Annotated in this window: 18 protein-coding genes, 1 tRNA gene and 1 riboswitch; of the genes, 6 read left to right on the forward strand and 13 right to left on the reverse strand. The window is 72.2% G+C overall.

Annotation, left to right across the window (positions count from 1 at the left end):
* Positions 1-39: 39 nt before the first annotated feature.
* From OIM89_RS10435 to OIM89_RS10455, 5 genes are all read right to left on the reverse strand, one after another.
* Positions 40-972 carry a Bax inhibitor-1/YccA family membrane protein gene (locus OIM89_RS10435; protein WP_047468216.1) on the reverse strand — a complete coding sequence of 311 codons (933 nt, stop codon included), beginning with the start codon at positions 970-972 and terminating at the stop codon, positions 40-42.
* A gap of 277 nt (positions 973-1,249) precedes the next feature.
* The gene (locus tag OIM89_RS10440; protein ID WP_037665493.1) at positions 1,250-1,510 is read right to left on the reverse strand and encodes a hypothetical protein; all 261 of its coding nucleotides are present in this window, start codon (positions 1,508-1,510) and stop codon (positions 1,250-1,252) included.
* A 50-nt stretch (positions 1,511-1,560) separates the two neighbouring features.
* Positions 1,561-1,827 (reverse strand): helix-turn-helix transcriptional regulator, encoded by a 267-nt coding sequence (locus OIM89_RS10445; RefSeq protein ID WP_047140021.1) that lies wholly within the window; start codon positions 1,825-1,827, stop codon positions 1,561-1,563.
* Between the two features lie 9 nt (positions 1,828-1,836).
* A complete protein-coding gene (locus tag OIM89_RS10450) occupies positions 1,837-2,631 on the reverse strand; it encodes an ABC transporter permease (protein WP_030698693.1) in 795 nt (264 codons plus the stop codon).
* A 101-nt stretch (positions 2,632-2,732) separates the two neighbouring features.
* Entirely contained in the window at positions 2,733-3,701 is a 969-nt protein-coding gene (locus tag OIM89_RS10455; RefSeq protein WP_226964320.1) for an ABC transporter ATP-binding protein, read from the reverse strand.
* Between the two features lie 196 nt (positions 3,702-3,897).
* On the opposite strand from OIM89_RS10455, the gene OIM89_RS10460 reads away from it, so the two are divergent.
* Positions 3,898-4,503 (forward strand): GrpB family protein, encoded by a 606-nt coding sequence (locus OIM89_RS10460; RefSeq protein WP_238470055.1) that lies wholly within the window; start codon positions 3,898-3,900, stop codon positions 4,501-4,503.
* Between the two features lie 40 nt (positions 4,504-4,543).
* Here the strand turns inward: OIM89_RS10460 and OIM89_RS10465 are convergent.
* Positions 4,544-4,626: transfer RNA gene (locus tag OIM89_RS10465), tRNA-Leu, on the reverse strand.
* A 628-nt stretch (positions 4,627-5,254) separates the two neighbouring features.
* Here OIM89_RS10465 and OIM89_RS10470 point away from each other — a divergent pair.
* Both OIM89_RS10470 and OIM89_RS10475 read left to right on the forward strand, forming a co-directional pair.
* Positions 5,255-6,028: an ABC transporter ATP-binding protein gene (locus tag OIM89_RS10470; protein WP_047140024.1), complete on the forward strand. Its 774-nt coding sequence runs from the start codon at positions 5,255-5,257 to the stop codon at positions 6,026-6,028.
* 69 nt (positions 6,029-6,097) lie between these two features.
* Positions 6,098-8,623, forward strand: coding sequence for an ABC transporter permease (locus OIM89_RS10475; protein WP_217467280.1), 2,526 nt, complete (start codon positions 6,098-6,100; stop codon positions 8,621-8,623).
* A gap of 130 nt (positions 8,624-8,753) precedes the next feature.
* Here OIM89_RS10475 and OIM89_RS10480 read toward each other — a convergent pair whose 3' ends face one another.
* Together OIM89_RS10480 and OIM89_RS10485 are read right to left on the reverse strand one after the other, a co-directional pair.
* The gene (locus OIM89_RS10480) at positions 8,754-10,220 is read right to left on the reverse strand and encodes an SAM-dependent methyltransferase (RefSeq protein WP_264491177.1); all 1,467 of its coding nucleotides are present in this window, start codon (positions 10,218-10,220) and stop codon (positions 8,754-8,756) included.
* Between the two features lie 242 nt (positions 10,221-10,462).
* On the reverse strand, positions 10,463-11,854 hold the full coding sequence (locus OIM89_RS10485) for an NAD(P)/FAD-dependent oxidoreductase (RefSeq protein WP_030698687.1): 1,392 nt from the start codon (positions 11,852-11,854) through the stop codon (positions 10,463-10,465).
* A 150-nt stretch (positions 11,855-12,004) separates the two neighbouring features.
* Between OIM89_RS10485 and OIM89_RS10490 the strand changes: the two genes are divergently transcribed.
* The 3 genes from OIM89_RS10490 to OIM89_RS10500 are packed head-to-tail and all read left to right on the forward strand — an operon-like array spanning position 12,005 to position 13,491.
* Positions 12,005-12,859, forward strand: coding sequence for an immunity 21 family protein (locus OIM89_RS10490; protein ID WP_264491178.1), 855 nt, complete (start codon positions 12,005-12,007; stop codon positions 12,857-12,859).
* A 60-nt stretch (positions 12,860-12,919) separates the two neighbouring features.
* Entirely contained in the window at positions 12,920-13,243 is a 324-nt protein-coding gene (locus OIM89_RS10495) for a type II toxin-antitoxin system Phd/YefM family antitoxin (protein WP_010642964.1), read from the forward strand.
* Positions 13,240-13,491: a type II toxin-antitoxin system RelE family toxin gene (locus OIM89_RS10500; RefSeq protein ID WP_195730465.1), complete on the forward strand. Its 252-nt coding sequence runs from the start codon at positions 13,240-13,242 to the stop codon at positions 13,489-13,491. The genes OIM89_RS10495 and OIM89_RS10500 overlap by 4 nt, the downstream gene beginning before the upstream one ends.
* 82 nt (positions 13,492-13,573) lie before the next feature.
* Here OIM89_RS10500 and OIM89_RS10505 read toward each other — a convergent pair whose 3' ends face one another.
* From OIM89_RS10505 to OIM89_RS10525, 5 genes are all read right to left on the reverse strand, one after another.
* Positions 13,574-14,530: a Ppx/GppA phosphatase family protein gene (locus OIM89_RS10505; RefSeq protein ID WP_030698685.1), complete on the reverse strand. Its 957-nt coding sequence runs from the start codon at positions 14,528-14,530 to the stop codon at positions 13,574-13,576.
* Complete coding sequence (locus OIM89_RS10510) at positions 14,527-15,099, reverse strand: DUF501 domain-containing protein (protein ID WP_030698684.1); 573 nt, start codon at positions 15,097-15,099, stop codon at positions 14,527-14,529. The genes OIM89_RS10505 and OIM89_RS10510 overlap by 4 nt, the downstream gene beginning before the upstream one ends.
* A gap of 24 nt (positions 15,100-15,123) precedes the next feature.
* Positions 15,124-15,633 carry an FtsB family cell division protein gene (locus OIM89_RS10515; RefSeq protein WP_030698683.1) on the reverse strand — a complete coding sequence of 170 codons (510 nt, stop codon included), beginning with the start codon at positions 15,631-15,633 and terminating at the stop codon, positions 15,124-15,126.
* A 173-nt stretch (positions 15,634-15,806) separates the two neighbouring features.
* A complete protein-coding gene (gene eno / locus OIM89_RS10520) occupies positions 15,807-17,093 on the reverse strand; it encodes a phosphopyruvate hydratase (RefSeq protein ID WP_030698682.1) in 1,287 nt (428 codons plus the stop codon).
* A 436-nt stretch (positions 17,094-17,529) separates the two neighbouring features.
* Positions 17,530-18,216 carry a transglycosylase family protein gene (locus OIM89_RS10525; RefSeq protein WP_030698681.1) on the reverse strand — a complete coding sequence of 229 codons (687 nt, stop codon included), beginning with the start codon at positions 18,214-18,216 and terminating at the stop codon, positions 17,530-17,532.
* A gap of 5 nt (positions 18,217-18,221) precedes the next feature.
* A riboswitch (cyclic di-AMP (ydaO/yuaA leader) is annotated at positions 18,222-18,410 on the reverse strand.
* Positions 18,411-18,455 lie beyond the last annotated feature (45 nt).

Raw genomic sequence — 18,455 nt, forward strand, 5'->3', positions numbered from 1 at the left:
CAGCTCCGCGGGGCGCTTCGTCGTGCGAGGGACCTGCCGTCAGTCGTCACCCTGGAGGATGGCGATCAGACGCAGGAACTCCAGGTAGATCCAGACCAGGGTCATGGTCAGGCCGAAGGCGGCCAGCCAGGACTCCTCGCGCGGAGCACCGTAGGCGATACCGTCCTCGACCTGCTTGAAGTCGAGGGCGAGGAAGCAGGCACCGAGCAGGACGCCGATGATGCCGAAGATGATGCCGAGGCCGCCGCTGCGGAAGCCGAGGCCGTCACCGCCGCCGAAGACGGCGAAGAGCAGGTTGACCGCCATGAGGAGCACGAAGCCCATCGCGGCGGCCATCACGAAGCCGTAGAAGCGGCGGTTGACGCGAATCCAGCCGGCCTTGTAGGCCACCAGCACCGCGGTGAAGACCGCCATGGTGCCGATGACGGCCTGCATGGCCGCGCCGTCGGCGATCCGGTTGTCGACGACGTTGCTCACGACGCCGAGGAAGACACCTTCGAGGGCCGCGTACGCCAGGATCAGCGCGGGCGAGGCCTTGCGCTTGAACGACTGGACGAGCGCCAGCACCATCGCGACGAGACCGGCGCCGATGGCGACGCCGTACGACGTGCCGATGTTGGCGTCGTCGACCGGCAGGAACCACCAGGCGAGGGCGGCCGTGACGATCAGCGTGCCGAGGGTCGTCGCCGTGCGCATGACGACGTCGTCCATCGTCATGCGGTCGGTGGTGGGCGCCTGCACGCCGTACTGGTCCTGCGCGTACGGGTTGGCGTACGTCTGCTGGTCGCCCTGGGCGTACGGGTTCTGACCGGCGTACGGGTTCTGGCCCGCGTAAGGGTTGCCGCCCGCGTACGGGTTGCCCTGCTGCGTTCCGACGGCGGGGCCCCCGGCCTGCGGCGCCGCGTTGAACTGCGCGTGGCCGTTGTCGCGGCTGAACCCCCGTCGCGAGAAGACCGGGTTGCTGCTCCTCATCTCACTCCTCCGTGGCCACCCTGCGTGGCCTTGGCCCAAGAGTAATGGGTGGGCAAAAGAATGACCCTACTGCTTGGGAAGGATCTTTCCGCGCTCTTGACCGAAATCCCCCGGGGTCAAACCCCCAAAGCGGGTACTCCAGGGCAACTCGCCGCGACGCCGGGCGGAGGACGTCTTCGCAGGCGGGGAAGGGTGCGTGCGACGCACCACGGCCGACGGCGGCCGGGGTGCGCGCGGGGTGGCCCGGCACCGGGGCGCCGGGCGGGTGACCTTCCCCTCACGGCAGACGGGAATGGGCGGCTCCGCCCTCCGGCGGACCCTCGGGCGCGGGCCACACCTCGGCGCCCCCGCCCCGCCACTCGACGGCCTCGGCCTCGCCGACGTTCGCCTCGGTCACCCCGGTCATCCCGGCCCTCCGCACCAGCTCCGCCACGTCCCGCGCCGAGCGGGCGAGCCCCAGGATCTCCCCGTCGGCCCAGACCCGGCGCCCGCCGGTCGGCGAGGGCGGGTACACGACCACCTGTACGAGTCCGCTCATGGCCCCACCCTGACCCGTGCCCGGCACCCCCGCACGCCGGGCGCGGCCGGTCACGGCTTGAGCGGGGCGAACGGGGTCAGCGAGAAGACGAACTCCACCGGCACCTCGAAGTACGCGGCGATGCGCAGGGCGAGGTGGAGGCTCGGGCTGTACTCGCCGCGCTCCAGGTAGCCGACGGTCTGGTAGTGGACGCCGAGGGCGTCGGCGAGCTGGCGGCGCGTGACCTGGCGTTCGACGCGGAGCATCGCGATGCGGTTGTGGACCGGTTCCGGCGCGGCACCCGCGCCGGAACCTGCCCCCTCCGTACGGGGCGTCATCGGCTCACCTCAGTACCGCTGGAGTGCGGTCTCCCTGCGCGCGGACACCGAGGCGCCCGACTCCCTGCGCGCCATCCGGCGCAGCAGCACCGGCGCCAGGACGAGGCCGACCAGCGCCCAGGCTCCGAGGACCGCGTAGCTCTCCCACACCTGCCAGCTTCCGTTGATCTCTCCGGCCGCCGCGGCGTCCGGCAGCATCGCCGAGCGCAGTCCGTGGCCCAGCCAGTACAGCGGGAAGACCTGCCCGAGCCCCGCCGCCCAGCCGGGCATGACCGACAGCGGGAAGAACGTACCCGAGATCGCGACCATGCCGCCCATGAACAGGAACCCGAAGCCGCCGAGCGTGCGCGGATTCTTGACCAGCGAGCCGACGGCGAAGCCGAGGGGGGTCGAGGCGAGCACCCCGAGCACCAGCAGCGAGGCCACGTGCGGCACTCCCCACACGCCGCCGGACCAGCCGTCGTCGAGCAGGATGAGGCCGGGCACCAGCAGCAGGGTGAGGGAGAAGCAGACCTCCAGCGCGGTCCTGGTGCTCTGCCCCACCACGTAGCCGGTGGTGCCGTGCGGCAGGGACTTGGCGCGCAGCAGCGTGCCGTCCTCGCGCTCGGTGGCGACGGCGGTCGCCAGGCCGAAGAGCGCGGCGAAGATCATCGAGAACGCGAGCACACCGGGCAGCATGAGCGCGCCCGCGCTGAGGCCGGTCGTCTCGTCGATGCTGTCCCGGTTGCGGAGGATGACGAAGAGGAAGACGGCCGAACCGATGACGTAGTAGCCCACGTCGGTCGGGGTGCGCAGGGAGTTCATGAACTCCGTGCAGCCACGCCGGACCCCCGGTCCGTAGCCTCCGCCCCGGACGGACCGGGCCGCTCCCCGCTCCCGCGCGCCCGTCCCGCTCACCGTCCCGCTCATGCCGGCTCCCCCGTCCGCTCCCTGGCCGTCTCCTGGTCCGGAGCCGGCTCCTCCAGCTTCGCCTCGCTCTTCGCGACCATCCGCAGGTAGGTGTCCTCCAGGCTGGCCCGGCGCACCTCCAGCTCGGTGATCTCCGCGCCGTACCGCTCGAACAGCTCGCGGGTGAACCGCGTGCCGTCCGCCGTCAGGTGGACCTCGCGGACGCCGTCGCGCGTCCAGCGGACCTCGTCCTCACCCGCGACCTGCCGGGCCAGCTGCTCCGCGCTGCCGTCGGCGACGATCCTGCCGCCGTCGAGGATGAGGATGCGGTCGGCGAGCTTCTCCGCCTCGGCGAGGTCGTGGGTGGTGAGCAGGACCGTGGTGTCCTCCAGGTCGGCGAGGGCGTGCACCAGGTCGTGGAAGTCGCTGCGCGCCTTCGGGTCGAAGCCGGTGGTCGGCTCGTCCAGGAAGAGCAGGCGCGGCCGGCCGACGATGCCCACCGCGACGTCGAGCCGCCGCCGCTGGCCACCGGAGAGCGCCCCGACCTTGGTCCCCGCCTTGTCGGACAGCCCGACCCGCGCCAGCAGCTCGGCCACCTCGTACGGCCCCGGGTACCCGTCGCGCCCGGTATACGGCCGGTAGTAGGAGGCGAACTGCTCCAGCAGCGCGCCGACCCGCCAGCGGCTGTGGTCGCGCCAGGACTGGAGCACCACGCCGACCCGCGCCCGCCAGGCGTCCCCGCCGTGCAGCGGGTCCTCGCCGAGCACCCGGACGTGGCCGGAGGAGGGCTGGCGGAACCCCTCCATGATCTCGATCGTCGTCGTCTTCCCCGCACCGTTGGGCCCGAGCAGCCCCAGCACCTCACCCCGCCGGATCTCGAACGAGACCCCGCGCAGCACGTCCTTCTCCCCGTACCTCATCCACAGGTCCCGCACGTCGACGACGGCCTCCCCGCCTCCGCCCGCGCCCCCGCTGTCGAACGCCATCTCCGGCTCCCCCATCCGTTCGTACCTTCGCTTCCCCGTCTTGCTTCTGCGATGAAACGTAGCAGGAGTACTACATCTCTTCCAGGGTTCGGCATGAGACAGGTCAGGAAACGGCAAAGTCGGCGAGCGGTGGTGGGGAGGGCGCCGGGAGCGGCAGAATCCGGGGAGGCCACCCGTCCCGCCCGTCAGGAGCCCCATGCCGGACCAGCAGCCCTCCGCCCGGCCCGAGGGCCGCGCGCCCATGACCGACCAGGAGATCGAGGCCGCGTACGTCGCCGCCCCGCCCCGGCTGGACGGACCGGTCACCCTCGCGCCGTACGATCCGCGCTGGCCCGAGGCGTACGCGGCGCTGGCGGCCCGGATCGGCGAACGGCTGGCTCCTCTCGCGCACCGCGTCGACCACGCGGGCTCGACCTCGGTCCCGGGCCTGCCCGCCAAACCGGTCCTGGACCTCGTCCTGACCGTCCCCGACCCGGCGGACGAGGGCGCCTACGTCCCCGCGCTCGCCCCGCTCGGCCTGCGCCTGGTCATCCGCGAACCCGACTGGTACGCGCACCGCCTGCTCCGGGGTGCGCCGGCGCACCCCGCGGCGGACGCCGTCAATCTGCACGTCTTCCCCGAGGACTGCCCCGAGACCGCGCGGATGCTCCGCTTCCGCGACCACCTGCGAGCCGACGAGGCCGACCGCGACCTGTACGCGCGCACCAAGCGCGAGCTGGCCGCGCGGAACTGGACGTACATGCAGCAGTACGCCGACGCGAAGAGCGAGGTGGTGGCGGAGATCCTGCACCGGGCGAGGTGAGAGCGGGGGGCTCACGCGGCCCGGCGGCTGGGTGCGGATGTGCCCGGAACCGGACTCGAACCGGTACGCCCGTGAAGGGCAGCGAGGTTTAAGCTCGCCGTGTCTGCATTCCACCATCCGGGCAAGCTGGGGGCCGCATATACGCGGTGTGAGCCTATCCGGACAAGTCACTCGGACAGCGGGCCCTCAAGCCGATGTTGTCTTATTTTATTGGCGCCTGAGGGTGCATCAGAACATCGCGCGCTCCCCCCACGCCGCCCTTCCGCAGCCACTCCCCGCACCCGGCTGAAGGCGGGCCGGACCGAGAATGACCGGAATGCGACCAGCCGGCGGTCGAAGATCATTGCCTCCGTGGCGGGTTGGGCCGGCCCGGCTCCCACGGGCCTACCGAGCGGCGCCGGTACCGGGGCACGGGACGGGTCCCGAGAACCACCGGAAAGCGTGATCAGGGTCTCGCGGCGGCCGGGCTCTCCCGGCCCGCGCGGGGCCCCGCCTCAGGGGTGGTCGTCAGGGTCGGGTCGGGCGGAGGGTCATACCCAGGTATGACCCTCCGCTCCCGGGTCACCCCACGGAGTGGCACCCGAAAGGGAACTGGGGGGTGATGGCCCGCGGGGTTTCGGCAGGAAGGATGGACGCAGACCGTCAGACGACTCACCCCCGGCCTCAGGGAAGGGGTGGCTTGCCGTGTCCGCCCGCCGGGCAGACGCCGGGAGCCACGAGTCCGCGCCGCCCCACCGACAGGAGCTTCCCCGTGACCACCACCACCCCTCTGGCCTCCAGGTCCACCGAGGTGGCCGCCCGTGCCACCGAACTCAGCAAGGTGTACGGCGCGGGCGAGACCCGGGTGGTCGCGCTGGACCAGGTCTCCATCGACTTCCGGCAGGGCGAGCTGACCGCGATCATGGGCCCCTCGGGCTCCGGCAAGTCCACGCTGATGCACTGCGTGGCAGGGCTGGACACCTTCGACGGCGGCTCGGTGCGGATCGGCGACACGGAGCTGGGCGCGCTGAAGGACAAGCAGCTCACGCAGTTGCGGCGGGACAAGATCGGCTTCATCTTCCAGGCGTTCAACCTGCTGCCGACCCTCACCGCCCTGGAGAACATCACCCTCCCGATGGACATCGCCGGGCGCAAGCCCGACAAGGCGTGGCTGGACCAGGTCATCGACATGGTGGGCCTGCGCGACCGGCTGAAGCACCGTCCGGCGCAGCTCTCCGGCGGACAGCAGCAGCGCGTCGCGGTGGCCCGGGCGCTCGCCTCGCAGCCGGAGATCATCTTCGGCGACGAGCCCACCGGCAACCTGGACTCCCGCTCCGGCGCCGAGGTCCTGGGCTTCCTGCGCAACTCCGTGCGGACGCTCCACCAGACCGTGGTGATGGTGACCCACGACGCGGTCGCCGCCTCCTACGCGGACCGGGTGGTCTTCCTCGCCGACGGCCGCATCGTCGACGAGATGCACCGGCCGACGGCCGACAGCGTGCTGGACCGGATGAAGGAGTTCGACGCGAAGGGCCGCACCAGCTAGTACCGCGCCCCGCTCACTCCTCCGTCCCGCGCGGCCCACCGGGCGCGCCCCTTCCTTCCAGGACTCCTCATGTTCCGTACCGCTTTGCGCAACGTCCTTGCGCACAAGGCCCGGCTGCTGATGACCGTGCTCGCCGTGATGCTCGGCGTGGCCTTCGTCTCCGGCACCCTGGTCTTCACCGACACCCTCGGCAACGCCCTGCGCAACCAGTCCGCCAAGAGCTACGACGACGTCGCCGTCTCCGTGCAGACCTACGCGGACCAGCGCGACCAGGAGAAGACCGGCATCGACGCCGCGACGCTGGAGAAGATCCAGGGGATCGACGGCGTGGCCGCGGCCCACGGCCGGGTCTCCGGCTTCGCGGGCGTCGCCGACCCGGACGGCAAGCTGATCGGCAGCGGCTGGTCCAACACCGGCGCCAACTTCGCCCCGGGCGCGGACGGCAAGGACCCGCAGTACACCTTCACCGACGGCACGGGCCCGAAGGCCGGCGAGGTCGCGCTCGACCGGACCACGGCCGACAAGGGCGAGTACCAGGTGGGCGACAAGGTCCGCGTCGCCACCAACGGGCCCGTCCAGGAGCTGACCCTCTCCGGCGTCTTCACCACCGAGGACGGCGCGGTCAACGCCGGCGGCAGCCTGGTCCTCTTCGACCAGCGCACCGCCCAGGAGCAGTACCTGCGCCCGGGCTACTTCAAGGACGTGACGGTCACCGCGGACGCCGGCGCCTCGGACGCCGCGCTGCTGAAGAAGGTCGAGGCGCTCCTGCCCGAGGACGCCACGGCGCAGACCGGGCAGGCCCTCGCCGAGGAGCAGGCCAAGGACATCGAGGCGGGGCTGACCGGCCTCAACACCATGCTGCTCGCCTTCGCCGGGATCGCCCTCTTCGTCGGTGTCTTCCTGATCGCCAACACCTTCACCATGCTGATCGCCCAGCGCACCCGTGAGCTGGCGCTGATGCGCGCCGTCGGCGCCTCCCGCCGCCAGGTGAAGCGCTCGGTGCTGGCCGAGGCGGCGCTGGTGGGTCTGGTCGCCTCGGTGGTCGGCTTCGGCCTCGGGCTCGGGCTCGCGGTGGCGCTGCGCTCGGCGATGGACACCTTCGGCGCGGAGATGCCCGCCGGTCCGCTGGTGGTCTCGCCGGTTGCGGTGGGCTCCGCCTTCGGCGTCGGCATCGTGATCACGGTCCTGGCCGCCTGGCTGCCGGCCCGCCGGGCCGCGAAGATCCCGCCGGTGGCCGCGATGAACAGTGTGCACGCGGTGGCCACGGTGAAGTCCCTGGTGGTGCGGAACACCATCGGTTCCATCGTGACGGCGGCGGGCGCGGCGGCGATCGTCGCGGGCGCCTCCAAGGGCGGCGAGGACGGCCGGTACCTGATCGCGGGCGGCGCCTTCTTCGCGCTGCTCGGGGTGATGGTGCTGATCCCTCTGCTGTCGCGGCCGGTGATCGCGGCGGTCCGGCCGCTGCTGACCAAGCTCTTCGGCGTCTCCGGCAAGCTCGCCGCGCAGAACGCGGTGCGCAACCCGCGCCGTACCGGCACCACGGCCTCCGCGCTCGCCATCGGCCTGACCCTGGTCACCGGCCTGTCGGTGCTGGGTCTCACGGTCGGCCAGGCCATCGACCGGATGACCACGGACCACATCAGGGCCGACTACATGGTCACGATGGCCTCCGGCAGCCCCATGGACTCCTCCGCCCTGAAGGCGCTGGAAGGCGCGGACGGCGTGAGCGCGGTGTCGCCGAAGCAGGCGGCCGGCTTCCAGTTCGAGGACGACTACATGGGCGCCTCGTCGGTGACGCCGGGGGCGGTGGACAAGGTCTTCCACCTCAAGGTCGTCGACGGCTCGCTCGCCACGCTCGAGGACGGCGCGATCGCGGTCGACACGAAGACCGCCGACAAGCGCGGCTGGAAGGTCGGTGACACGCTCCCGGTCACCTTCGACGACGAGAAGAAGGGCGAGCTGAAGGTCGGCGCCACCTTCGAGGGCAACGAGTTCCTCGACAGCGTCCTGATCGACCGCGCGGTGGCGGACGCCCACGAGGCCGCCCCGATGATCATGGAGATCTGGGTCAACACCGACGGCGGCCCCTCGGACTCCGCCCGTCAGGCCCTGGTGGACGCTCTCGGCAACAACCCGGCGATCGACGTGATGGACCAGCAGGAGATCCGCAACGCCTTCGGCGGCATGATCAACACAATGCTCTACATCATGTACGGCCTGCTGGCGATGGCCCTGATCATCGCGGTGCTGGGTGTGGTCAACACGCTGGCCATGTCGGTCTTCGAGCGGCAGCAGGAGATCGGGATGCTGCGGGCGATCGGCCTGGACCGGCGCCGGGTGAAGCGGATGATCCGGCTGGAGGCCGTGGTGATCTCGCTCTTCGGCGCGGTCCTCGGCACCGCCCTCGGGGTCTTCCTGGGCTGGGCGATCGGCGAGACGATCGCGGACTCCATCCCGGGCTACGAGCTGGTGCTCCCGTGGGACCGGATCGCGATCTTCCTGGCGCTGGCCGCCCTGGTCGGTGTCCTGGCCGCCCTCTGGCCGGCCCGCAGCGCCGCCCGGCTGAACATGCTCACCGCGATCAAGACCGAGTAGCCCGGCCGGACCGCTCACGACGGGCGGCGGTACGAGCGAGGCGCCGGGCCCCGCCCCTGTTCGCAGGGGCGGGGCCCGGCGCCGTACGCGCGGAAGGTCGGGGCGGCCGGGGCAGCCGGGCGGGGTGGCCTCAGACCGACTCGGGGGACCGGGGGGCCGGGGTGGTCCCGTCGTCGCCGGGGCCCGGGGCCCGGCCGCGCGGCTCCCCGCGACGGGGGCCGCCCTCGCCCCGGAACGCCGCGCTGCCGTCGGGCCGGTCGGGTGACGTGCCGTCGCGCCCGGTGTCGGTCCGGGCCGAGAGCGCCGTCCACTTCCGGGCCCGCAGCGGCAGCCCGGGGTGGCCCTCGGCGGGGGTGCGGACGGTGAGGATCTGGTTGACGCCGATCCGGTTGCGCTCGAAGGAGAGGGCGGAGGCGGCCATGTAGAGCAGCCAGACCCGGGCCCGGCCGGCCCCGGCCAGCCGGACGCACTCCTCCCAGTGGGCCTCCAGGTTCCGCACCCAGGCCCGCAGGGTCAGGGCGTAGTGCTCGCGCAGCGCCTCCAGGTCGCGGACCTCGAACCCGGCGCGCTCCAGCTGGGCGACAGTGGAGCCGACGGGGGCGAGTTCGCCGTCGGGGAAGACGTAGGCGTCGATGAAGGCGTCCACGTGGTAGGCGGCCTCGTCGTCCTGGGGGCGGCGGGCGATCTGGTGATTGAGGAGCCGTCCGCCGGGCTTGAGCAGGGCGTACAGGTCGTCGGCGTACTCCAGGTACCGGACGGCGCCGACGTGCTCGGCCATGCCGATGGAGGAGATCGCGTCGTAGGGCCCGTCCCGGACGTCGCGGTAGTCCTTGACGCGGATCTCGACGCGGTCGGCGAGGCCCTGTTCGGCGGCGCGCTTGCGGGCGTAGGCGGCCTGTTCGCGCGAGAGGGTGACGCCGACGACCTGGACGCCGTACTCGCGGGCGGCGTGCAGCGCCATCGAGCCCCAGCCGCAGCCGACGTCGAGCAGGCGCATGCCGGGGGCCAGGCCGAGCTTGCGGCAGATCAGGTCGAGCTTGTCGCGCTGGGCGCTCTCCAGGGTGGCGTCGTCCTGCCAGTAGGCGCACGAGTAGACCATGGAGGGGCCGAGGACCCGCTCGTAGAAGTCGTTGCCGACGTCGTAGTGGTGGCTGATGGCCTTGCGGTCGCGGCCCTTGGTGTGCCGGCCGCCGAGGCGGCGCCGGACGGGGGCCTCCTCGGGCGGGGGCGGCGGCGGGAGGAAGGGTCCGGCCAGCCGGGCGACGTCGAGGGCGGCGGCGCGCACCTGCGGGTCCCGGACGGCGTCGAGGGGGCCGAGTGGGGGACGTTCGGTCTCCCAGACCACTCCGGCGAGGAGGTCGAGCGCCTCGTAGAGGTCCCCCTCGACGGCGAGGTCGCCGGAGACCCAGGCCCGCACGAGGCCGAGTTCACCGGGCTTGAAGAGGATGCGGCGCAGGGCGCGGCGGTTGCGGAGGACGATCACGGGGGTTCCGGGCGGACCGTGTTCGGTGCCGTCCCAGGCGCGCAGGCGGACCGGGAGGGGGACTCCCAGTATCTGTTCGGCGTGTGTGGCCAGCCGCTGGGCGGCACCGTGCATGACGCGTCACCTTCCGGGTTCGGTGTGCCTGAGCTCCTGTGTCGGGGGTCGGCCGCGCGCGGACGCGGCCGCTGCTGTACGTACACATGTGAACACCGATGGGGGGCCCGCGCAGTCCCGGTCCCGGGTAAGGAATCCGCAAAATACATGCAGAGGCCATCTATATGGCACGCCAAAAGGGGGCGCTCGCACCACGGATGGCGAGCGCCCCCTCAGGGAGCATTCAGCGTGCGGTCAGGGCGTCAGGACGCCTTGGCCTTGGCCGACTCGGACTCCTCGGCCTTGGCGGCGGGGGCCGGGGTGGGCTTGGCCGCCTCGTAGAACTCCTCGCGCGGCGTCTCCATCGCGCCGAGGGAGACCACCTCGCGCTTGAGGAACATGCCGAGGGTCCAGTCCGCGAAGACGCGGATCTTGCGGTTGAACGTCGGCATCGCCATGCCGTGGTAGCCACGGTGGGCGTACCAGGCGAGACGGCCCTTGAGCTTGATCTTCATCTTGCCCATGACGATCATCGCGACGCCCTTGTGCAGGCCGAGACCGGCGACCGCACCCTTGTTGGCGTGGCTGTACTCCTTCTGCGGGAAGCCCCGCATGCCGGAGATCACGTTGTCGCCGAGGACCTTGGCCTGCCGCAGCGCGTGCTGCGCGTTGGGCGGGCACCAGGCGTTCGGGTTGCCGTTCTTGCGGCCGATGATGTCCGGCACCTGCGCGTTGTCGCCGGCTGCCCAGATGTAGTCCGTGCCCTGCACCTGGAGCGTGGCGGCGGTGTCGACGTGGCCGCGCGGGCCGAGCGGGAGACCGAAGCGGCTGAGCGCCGGGTTCGGCTTCACGCCGGCGGTCCACACGATGGTGGAGGAGTCGACCTCAAGGCCGTTCTTGAGCACCACACGGCCGTCGACGCAGGAGTCCATGGAGGTCGAGAGGTAGACCTCGACGCCCCGGCTCTCCAGGTGCTTCTTGCCGTACTCGCCGAGCTTCGGACCCACCTCGGGGAGGATCTTGTCGGCCGCGTCCACGAGGATGAACCGCATGTCCTCGCGGGTGACGTTGTTGTAGTACTTCGCGGCGTCCCGGGCGAGGTCCTCGACCTCACCGATCGTCTCGGCCCCGGCGAAGCCACCGCCGACGAAGACGAAGGTCAGCGCCTTGCGGCGGACCTCCTCGTCGGTCGTGGAGTCAGCCTTGTCGAGCTGCTCGAGGACGTGGTTGCGCAGGCCGATGGCCTCCTCGACGCCCTTCATGCCGATGCCCTGCTCGGCGAGGCCGGGGATCGGGAAGGTGCGGGAGATCGCACCCATCGCGATGACGAGGTAGTCGAAAGGCAGCTCGTACGCCTCGCCGACCAGCGGCGCGATCGTGGCGACCTTGCGGTCCTGGTCGATGGTGGTGACCCGGCCGGTCAGCACCTCGGCCTTCGGCAGTACACGCCGCAGCGGGACGACGACGTGACGCGGCGAGATGTTGCCGGCTGCGGCTTCGGGGAGGAAGGGCTGGTACGTCATGTACGAGCGCGGGTCGACGACCGTGACGGTCGCCTCGCCGTAGCGCATCTTCTTCAGAATGCGTCGTGCTGCGTACAAGCCAACGTACCCACCGCCTACAACGAGGATCCTGGGACGCTCCGTGGTGCTCATGCCATCGAGTATCCACCCGCCCCCGGGGGGTGGATCGTGCGCCCCTTCACAAGGTTCCCCACCCCCTCTGCTACACTGCGCGGCCCGCGTGACCCAAGTCATGTCCGCGTGGCGGAACCACCGCCCCCCTTCGGACGTTCCCCACCCCCTGTGAGCTGCCCGCTCGCCCCTTCCGGGGGCAGGAGCCCGGTCGGCCTTTCATCCCCAGGCAACGCGAGGGAAACACCCCATGCACAGAGGGTTGGGGCCCGGAGTCGCCCATATGGAGGCCGAAAGGCCCTCGACTTCGCCCATCGGAGCACTTTCTCTTGTGAAGAAGTTCACGAAGTTTCCCGGCGGCATGCCGGAGAGACCCCCCGGACAGCCCTCCGGGGCCGCTCAGGCCCTTCGCCGGGACGCTCAAACGGGCGGTGCGGCACCGGGGTTGAAGGGCGTGCGCGCGGGCGCCCACGCCGGTGCGCACCACGGCCCCGGGGCGGTCGGCGCGGGGCGGCAGACTGCGCCCGTGAACCTCTCCACCGGCGCGGGGCGCCGCACCCCCGAAGAACAGCTCTGGGAGAGGTACTCGGCGAGGCCGGCGGCCGGGACGACTACGACCGGACGTGCGAGGTGGGGGGCCTGGCCGGGGTGATCTCCGTGGGCACCGAGAGCGCCGGCGCGCTCGTCCTGGCCGACCTCCCCGAACGGACCTGCTTCCTGCCGGAGGAACTGCTCTTCGTGCGGTGGGCGGGGGCCGGCTCGGAGGGCGCGTTGCTCACCGCGGCCAGGGCGACCCCGGGCGACCCCGGCACCGACTGGGAGGAGTGCGGGGTCTGGGTCACCGACGGTCCTGCTGTGCTGATGGACTCGGTCGAGGCCGGCACCGGCCTGGGGGTGGAGTACCGGGGCGTGCCGGACCAGGCCCCCGTACGGCTTCCGGCCGGGCGGTGGAGGGTCCGCGCCGCGCGGCGGACGGACACGGACCCCGGGGTGAACGTGGTCCGGCTGACCGCCGATCAGGCGTAGCGGGAGGGCCCGGTCGCCGCGGCTCGCGGGGCGGACAACCGGAGGCGTACCCTCCCCTCCATGCCGGAGCACCAGGAGCACGCGAGCGGTGTCGCGCGGGCCGCCGTCGAAGCAGTGGAGAACAGCGTCTCGGTGCGGGAGGCCCGCGCCCATCTCGCCGAGCACATCAACCGGGCCGAGTCCGGCACCCCGACCGTGGTGACCCGCAACGGCGCCCCGGTCGCCGCCCTCGTCCCCTTCGCCGACTTCGAAGTCCTGGAGGAGGCCGCCGACTTGATGCTGGCCCGCGAGGCGGAAGCGGTCCTGGCCCGCGACGAACCGACCGTCACCATGGCCGAACTGGTCGCCGACCTCTTCTCGGGCCGTACGCCGGGCCCGGCATGACACCGGCTCCGCACTTCACCCCGGCCGCCCGCCATCACCTGCGCGCCCTCCCCCGGCCGGCCGCCATGCGCGTCCTGGCCACCCTCACCGCTCTGGCCGAGGACCCGGCCGCCCCACACCCGGACACCGCCGGCATCGGCACCACCCCGGGCCTGTTCCGCCTCCGGGTCGAGGGACAGCGGCTGGCCTGTCTGGTGCGCGGGGGTGCACTGCTGGTACTGGCGGCACGGGCGGCGGACCGGCGGTGAGGGCCCCCGGGTACGCGAAGGGCGGCTCCGCGCAGGCACCCGCCCGTCGCCGAACCGCCCTCCCTCGGGCCTCCGGGGTTGTCTAGGCCCCCGCAGCCTTCCAGGCGATCCCGTCGAGGATGTCGTGCTCGCTGACGACGACCTCGGCGGCGCCCGTGCGCTCCATCAGGGTGAGGAGGATCAGCGCCCCCGCCGCGATGACGTCGACGCGGCCCGGGTGGATGACCGGGTTGGCGGCGCGTTCGGCGTGGGTGGAGGTCAGGAGGGTGTCGGTGACCTCCTTGACCTTGGCGTACGGGATGCGGGCGTGGTGGATGGCGGCCGAGTCGTACGCGGTGAGGCCGAGGGCGAGGCCCGCCACCGTGGTGACGGAGCCGGCGAGGCCGACCAGGGTGCGGGCCTCGTCCAGCGGGACGGTGCGGGCGGCCTCGTCGAGGGCGGCGGTGATGTCGCGGCGGATCGCCTCGACCTGGTCGGCGGTGGGCGGGTCGGTCACCGTGCCGTCCGGGCGGGCGAGGTGGCGTTCGGTCAGGCGGACGCAGCCGATGTCGACGGAGCGGGCGGCGCGGACGCCGTCCGTGCCGACGACGCACTCGGTGGAGCCGCCGCCGATGTCGACGACCAGGTACGGAGTGGCCAGGTCGGCGCGGCCGGCCAGTTCCTTGGTGGCGCCGGTGAAGGAGAGCGCGGCCTCCTCGTCGCCGGTGACGACCTCGGGGGTGACGCCGAGGAGGTCGCGGACGCCCTCGGTGAACTCAGCCCGGTTCTCCGCGTCGCGGGTGGCCGAGGTGGCGGTGAACCGGACCTCGGTGGCGCCGAGTTCGCTGATGACGGCGGCGTACTCGCGGCAGGCCGCGAAGGTGCGCTCCAGGGCCTCGGGGGCGAGGCGGCCGGTGCGGTCGACGCCCTGGCCGAGGCGGACGATCCGCATCCGGCGGTCGAGGTCGGTCAGCTCGCCGGTGGCCGGGTCGGCGTCGGCGACCAGCAGGCGGAGGGAATTGGTGCCGCAGTCGATGGCGGCGACACGACGGGCGGTCACCGGCCCTCCTCCTCGGCCTGGTCGGCGCCGGTCGCGGCGGCCGGCTCCGCGGTCTGCGGCAGCGTCACGCAGGAGCCCTTGCGCCACCACTCGGGGAGCATCGCGAGCGCCTCGTCACCGAGCGGGTTGACGCCGGGTCCGGCGGCCAGCGAGTGGGCGACCAGGACGTGCAGGCACTTCACCCGGTCCGGCATGCCGCCGGCGGAGGGGAAGTTCTTCAGCTCCTCGATCTCGTCGCGGCGCTTGATGTAGTCCTCGTGCGCGGCCCGGTAGGCGTCGGCCAGTTCCGGGTCGGTGGCCAGCCGCTCGGTCATCTCCTTCATCACGCCGTTGGCCTCCAGCGTGCCGATGGCCGAGGCGGCGCGCGGACACGTCAGGTAGTACAGCGTGGGGAAGGGCGTGCCGTCCTCCAGGCGGGGCGCCGTCTCGACGACGTCGGGCTGGCCGCAGGGGCAGCGGTGCGCGATGGCGCGCAGACCGCGCGGCGGACGGCCCAGCTGCTGCTGGAAGGCGTCGACGTCGGCTGCGGTCGGCTCGGTGCGCGGGGTGGGCGGCGGGGGCGTGTCCATGGCGGGGTCAGGTCTCTCGGTCGTTCACTCGGTGGCGGGGCGGACGGGCCGCGGCCCGGCGGCCTGGTCGGCGCGGTCGACGCCTTCCAGCAGGTTGGTGTACCAGGGCCGGGTCGCGGCGGTGCGGTCGGTGCGGCTCGGTTCGGCCGCGTCCGGGTCGATCATGGTGTAGCCGGTCTCGCCGGGGCGTACGTAGTGCAGGCGCTCGCGGATGCGCTGCTCGGCGTAGCGGTCGTCCTCCCAGCGGGCCTTCTCGTCGCGCAGCTGCTCGACCTTGGCGCGGTGGGCCTCCCGTTCGCGCTGGAGGTCGGCGATCTCGGCGCGCTGGGAGACGTACTGCCGCATCGGGTAGGCCAGCGCGACGATCAGGGAGCAGAGGACGAGGGCGAGGAGGGCGGCGCGGCCGGTGAGGCGGGAGCGGCGGGCCTGGCGGCGGTTCTGCGAGCGGTAGACGCGGGCGGCGGTCTGCTCGCCGAACAGCCTGAGCCGGGTCGCGGTGGAGAAGCGGTCCGCACCGCTCTTCTTCCCGGCCATGCCCGCCTCCCCTTCGGCCGTGCGCTGTGCGCGGCCGCTCTGCCCGTCCGTCAGGTGTCCCGCGCTCGCACGTCCCGCTGATCCTCGCCCGCACGTGCCCGCGTCCCCGCCCACGGTACGGGACCGGGGGCGGGGACGCGGGGAGGCCGGGGGCCGTCGGCGGCCCGGCCGGGTCAGCCCTTGAAGCGCGGGAAGGCGCTGCGGCCGGCGTAGACCGCGGCGTCGTCGAGGATCTCCTCGATGCGCAGGAGCTGGTTGTACTTGGCGACGCGCTCGGAGCGGGCCGGGGCGCCGGTCTTGATCTGGCCGCAGTTGGTGGCGACGGCGAGGTCGGCGATGGTGACGTCCTCGGTCTCGCCGGAGCGGTGGCTCATCATGCACTTGAAGCCGTTGCGCTGGGCCAGCTCGACGGCGTCCAGCGTCTCGGTGAGCGAGCCGATCTGGTTGACCTTGACGAGCAGGGCGTTGGCCGACTTCTCCTCGATGCCGCGGGCGAGGCGCTCGGGGTTGGTGACGAACAGGTCGTCACCGACGAGCTGGACCTTGTCGCCGAGCTTCTCGGTGATGACGTTCCAGCCGGCCCAGTCGTCCTCGAAGAGCGGGTCCTCGATGGAGACCAGCGGGTAGGCCGCGACCAGCTCCTCGTAGTACTCGGTCATCTCGGCGGCCGAGCGGGACTTGCCCTCGAACTCGTAAGAGCCGTCCTTGTAGAACTCGGAGGCGGCGACGTCCAGGGCGAGCGCGACGTCCTTGCCGGGGACGTAGCCGGCCTCCTTGACCGCCTCCAGGATGAGGTCGAGGGCGGCGCGGTTGGAGTCGAGGTTCGGGGCGAAGCCGCCCTCGTCGCCGAGGCCGGTGGCCAGGCCCTTGCGCTTCAGGACCTTCTTCAGCGTGTGGTAGACCTCGGTGCCCCAGCGCAGGGCCTCGGAGAAGGACTCCGCGCCGATCGGGGCGATCATGAACTCCTGGATGTCCACGTTGGAGTCGGCGTGCGAGCCGCCGTTCAGGATGTTCATCATCGGCACCGGGAGCAGGTGCGCGTTGGGGCCGCCGAGGTAGCGGAAGAGCGGCAGGTCGCTGGCCTCGGAGGCGGCGTGGGCGACGGCGAGGGAGACGCCGAGGATGGCGTTGGCGCCGAGCGAGCCCTTGTTGTCGGTGGCGTCCAGGTCGAACATGGCCTGGTCGATCAGGCGCTGCTCGGTGGCGTCGTAGCCGACGAGCTCCGGGCCGATCTGCTCGATGACGGCGAGGACGGCCTTCTCGACACCCTTGCCCTGGTAACGGTTGGGGTCACCGTCACGCAGTTCGATGGCCTCGAAGGCGCCCGTGGAGGCGCCGGACGGCACGGCGGCGCGGCCGGTGCTGCCGTCGTCGAGGCCGACCTCGACCTCGACCGTGGGGTTGCCTCGGGAGTCCAGGATTTCCCGGGCTACGACGACGTCGATGGACGGCACGAGCATCTCCTTCTGGGATGTGACGCGGGTCGGCCTTCGGTCGGCCGTTCGCTCCAGAGCCTAACCGGCGGCCGACCCCATCCTGGCGTCGCGCCCGGACGCTGGGACGAAAAGAGGCCCGTACGGGGCGAAACCGTACGCAACCGCCGATTTCTACTCACCGGTAACGACCGCCCGGCGGCGACAGGGAGGAAGCCGACAGGGAGGGAAAGGGGAAGCCCCGTCCCGATGCGCTGGGGGGGAGTCACGCATCGGGGCGGGGCTGTCCAGGGGGGCGGGGTCGGGCCGTGGGGAGCCTGTCCACCCCGCCACACCGGCGGCTTCGCGAGCCGAAGGGGCGCGTCGTTGCCGCGACGCCGTCGCGCGCAGGCCGCGAAGCGGTTGAGCACGTCGGGTGGCCCGACAACGACGCCGGCGCCCCGGAGGCGAGCGAAGCTCGCAATCAGGAGAGGTGGAGCTGCTGGCCCGGGAAGATCAGGTCGGCGTTCTCGACGATGTCCTTGTTCAGCTCGAAGAGCTTCTTCCAGCCGCCCTCGACGTTCTCGGCCTTGGCGATCTGGCTGAGGGTGTCGCCCTTGGCGACCTTGTACTCGCCGTCACCCTTGGCGACCTCCTCGCCGGTGGGGGTCTCGACGGTCTCCTCGGCCGGGGCGGTCCGCTGCTCGCTGCGGTCGGCGCGCGGCTCGGGACGCTCGGGGGCGGCCTGCGGGGCGGGCTGCTCGGCCGGCTTCTCGGCCTCGGCGCCGCCACCGTTGTACGCGGCGTTGCTCAGGCCGGTGCCGCAGTTCGGCCAGGCACCCTTGCCCTGGCCGGCCAGGACCTTCTCGGCCACGGCTATCTGCTGCTCCTTGGTGGCCTGGTCGGCGCTGGAGGCGTAGGCGGTGCCACCGAAGGCGGCCCAGGTGGACGGCGTGAACTGGAGGCCGCCGTAGAAGCCGTTGCCGGTGTTGATGGACCAGTTGCCACCCGACTCGCACTGGGCGACGGCGTCCCACTCGGAAGCGGTGGCGGCGGAGGCGGAGCCGGTCGCGACGAGCGGCGCGGCGACGGCGACACCGGCGACACCGGCGAGCGACAGGATGCGGGTGACCTTGGAGGGACGGCGGTGCTTGGCCTTGTTGGTCAGCATGAAAGGAATCTCCTCACCGACGCCTACGAGGTGAGCTGTCGGGTTCGGGCCGGTTGAGTGCCCGGCCGCGCGTTCCCGTCCGGAACGCGCGGCTTCACCCCGAGCCGCTCCGGCGCCCGCCCCGTCGTGGGACGAACGGCCGGTGCGGCGGCAAACCTTGGGTCCCCCGCTCCTGTCTACGGCGCTTGCGCGACGACTGTCCCGGACGGCCGTCGACAGGATTCGGCGTAACGACCGCT

Source organism: Streptomyces sp. BI87, assembly GCF_025957665.1.
Lineage (GTDB): Bacteria > Actinomycetota > Actinomycetes > Streptomycetales > Streptomycetaceae > Streptomyces > Streptomyces albidoflavus.

Excerpts from the sequence above, each read along its gene's own strand:
- OIM89_RS10435 (WP_047468216.1), bottom strand. The coding sequence starts at position 972 with ATGAGGAGCAGCAACCCGGTCTTCTCGCGACGGGGGTTCAGCCGCGAC.
- OIM89_RS10440 (WP_037665493.1), bottom strand. The coding sequence starts at position 1,510 with ATGAGCGGACTCGTACAGGTGGTCGTGTACCCGCCCTCGCCGACCGGC.
- OIM89_RS10445 (WP_047140021.1), bottom strand. The coding sequence starts at position 1,827 with ATGACGCCCCGTACGGAGGGGGCAGGTTCCGGCGCGGGTGCCGCGCCG.
- OIM89_RS10450 (WP_030698693.1), bottom strand. The coding sequence starts at position 2,631 with ATGAACTCCCTGCGCACCCCGACCGACGTGGGCTACTACGTCATCGGT.
- OIM89_RS10455 (WP_226964320.1), bottom strand. The coding sequence starts at position 3,701 with ATGGCGTTCGACAGCGGGGGCGCGGGCGGAGGCGGGGAGGCCGTCGTC.
- OIM89_RS10460 (WP_238470055.1), top strand. The coding sequence starts at position 3,898 with ATGCCGGACCAGCAGCCCTCCGCCCGGCCCGAGGGCCGCGCGCCCATG.
- OIM89_RS10475 (WP_217467280.1), top strand. The coding sequence starts at position 6,098 with ATGTTCCGTACCGCTTTGCGCAACGTCCTTGCGCACAAGGCCCGGCTG.
- OIM89_RS10480 (WP_264491177.1), bottom strand. The coding sequence starts at position 10,220 with ATGCACGGTGCCGCCCAGCGGCTGGCCACACACGCCGAACAGATACTG.
- OIM89_RS10485 (WP_030698687.1), bottom strand. The coding sequence starts at position 11,854 with ATGAGCACCACGGAGCGTCCCAGGATCCTCGTTGTAGGCGGTGGGTAC.
- OIM89_RS10495 (WP_010642964.1), top strand. The coding sequence starts at position 12,920 with ATGCCGGAGCACCAGGAGCACGCGAGCGGTGTCGCGCGGGCCGCCGTC.
- OIM89_RS10500 (WP_195730465.1), top strand. The coding sequence starts at position 13,240 with ATGACACCGGCTCCGCACTTCACCCCGGCCGCCCGCCATCACCTGCGC.
- OIM89_RS10510 (WP_030698684.1), bottom strand. The coding sequence starts at position 15,099 with ATGGACACGCCCCCGCCGCCCACCCCGCGCACCGAGCCGACCGCAGCC.
- OIM89_RS10515 (WP_030698683.1), bottom strand. The coding sequence starts at position 15,633 with ATGGCCGGGAAGAAGAGCGGTGCGGACCGCTTCTCCACCGCGACCCGG.
- eno (WP_030698682.1), bottom strand. The coding sequence starts at position 17,093 with ATGCTCGTGCCGTCCATCGACGTCGTCGTAGCCCGGGAAATCCTGGAC.
- OIM89_RS10525 (WP_030698681.1), bottom strand. The coding sequence starts at position 18,216 with ATGCTGACCAACAAGGCCAAGCACCGCCGTCCCTCCAAGGTCACCCGC.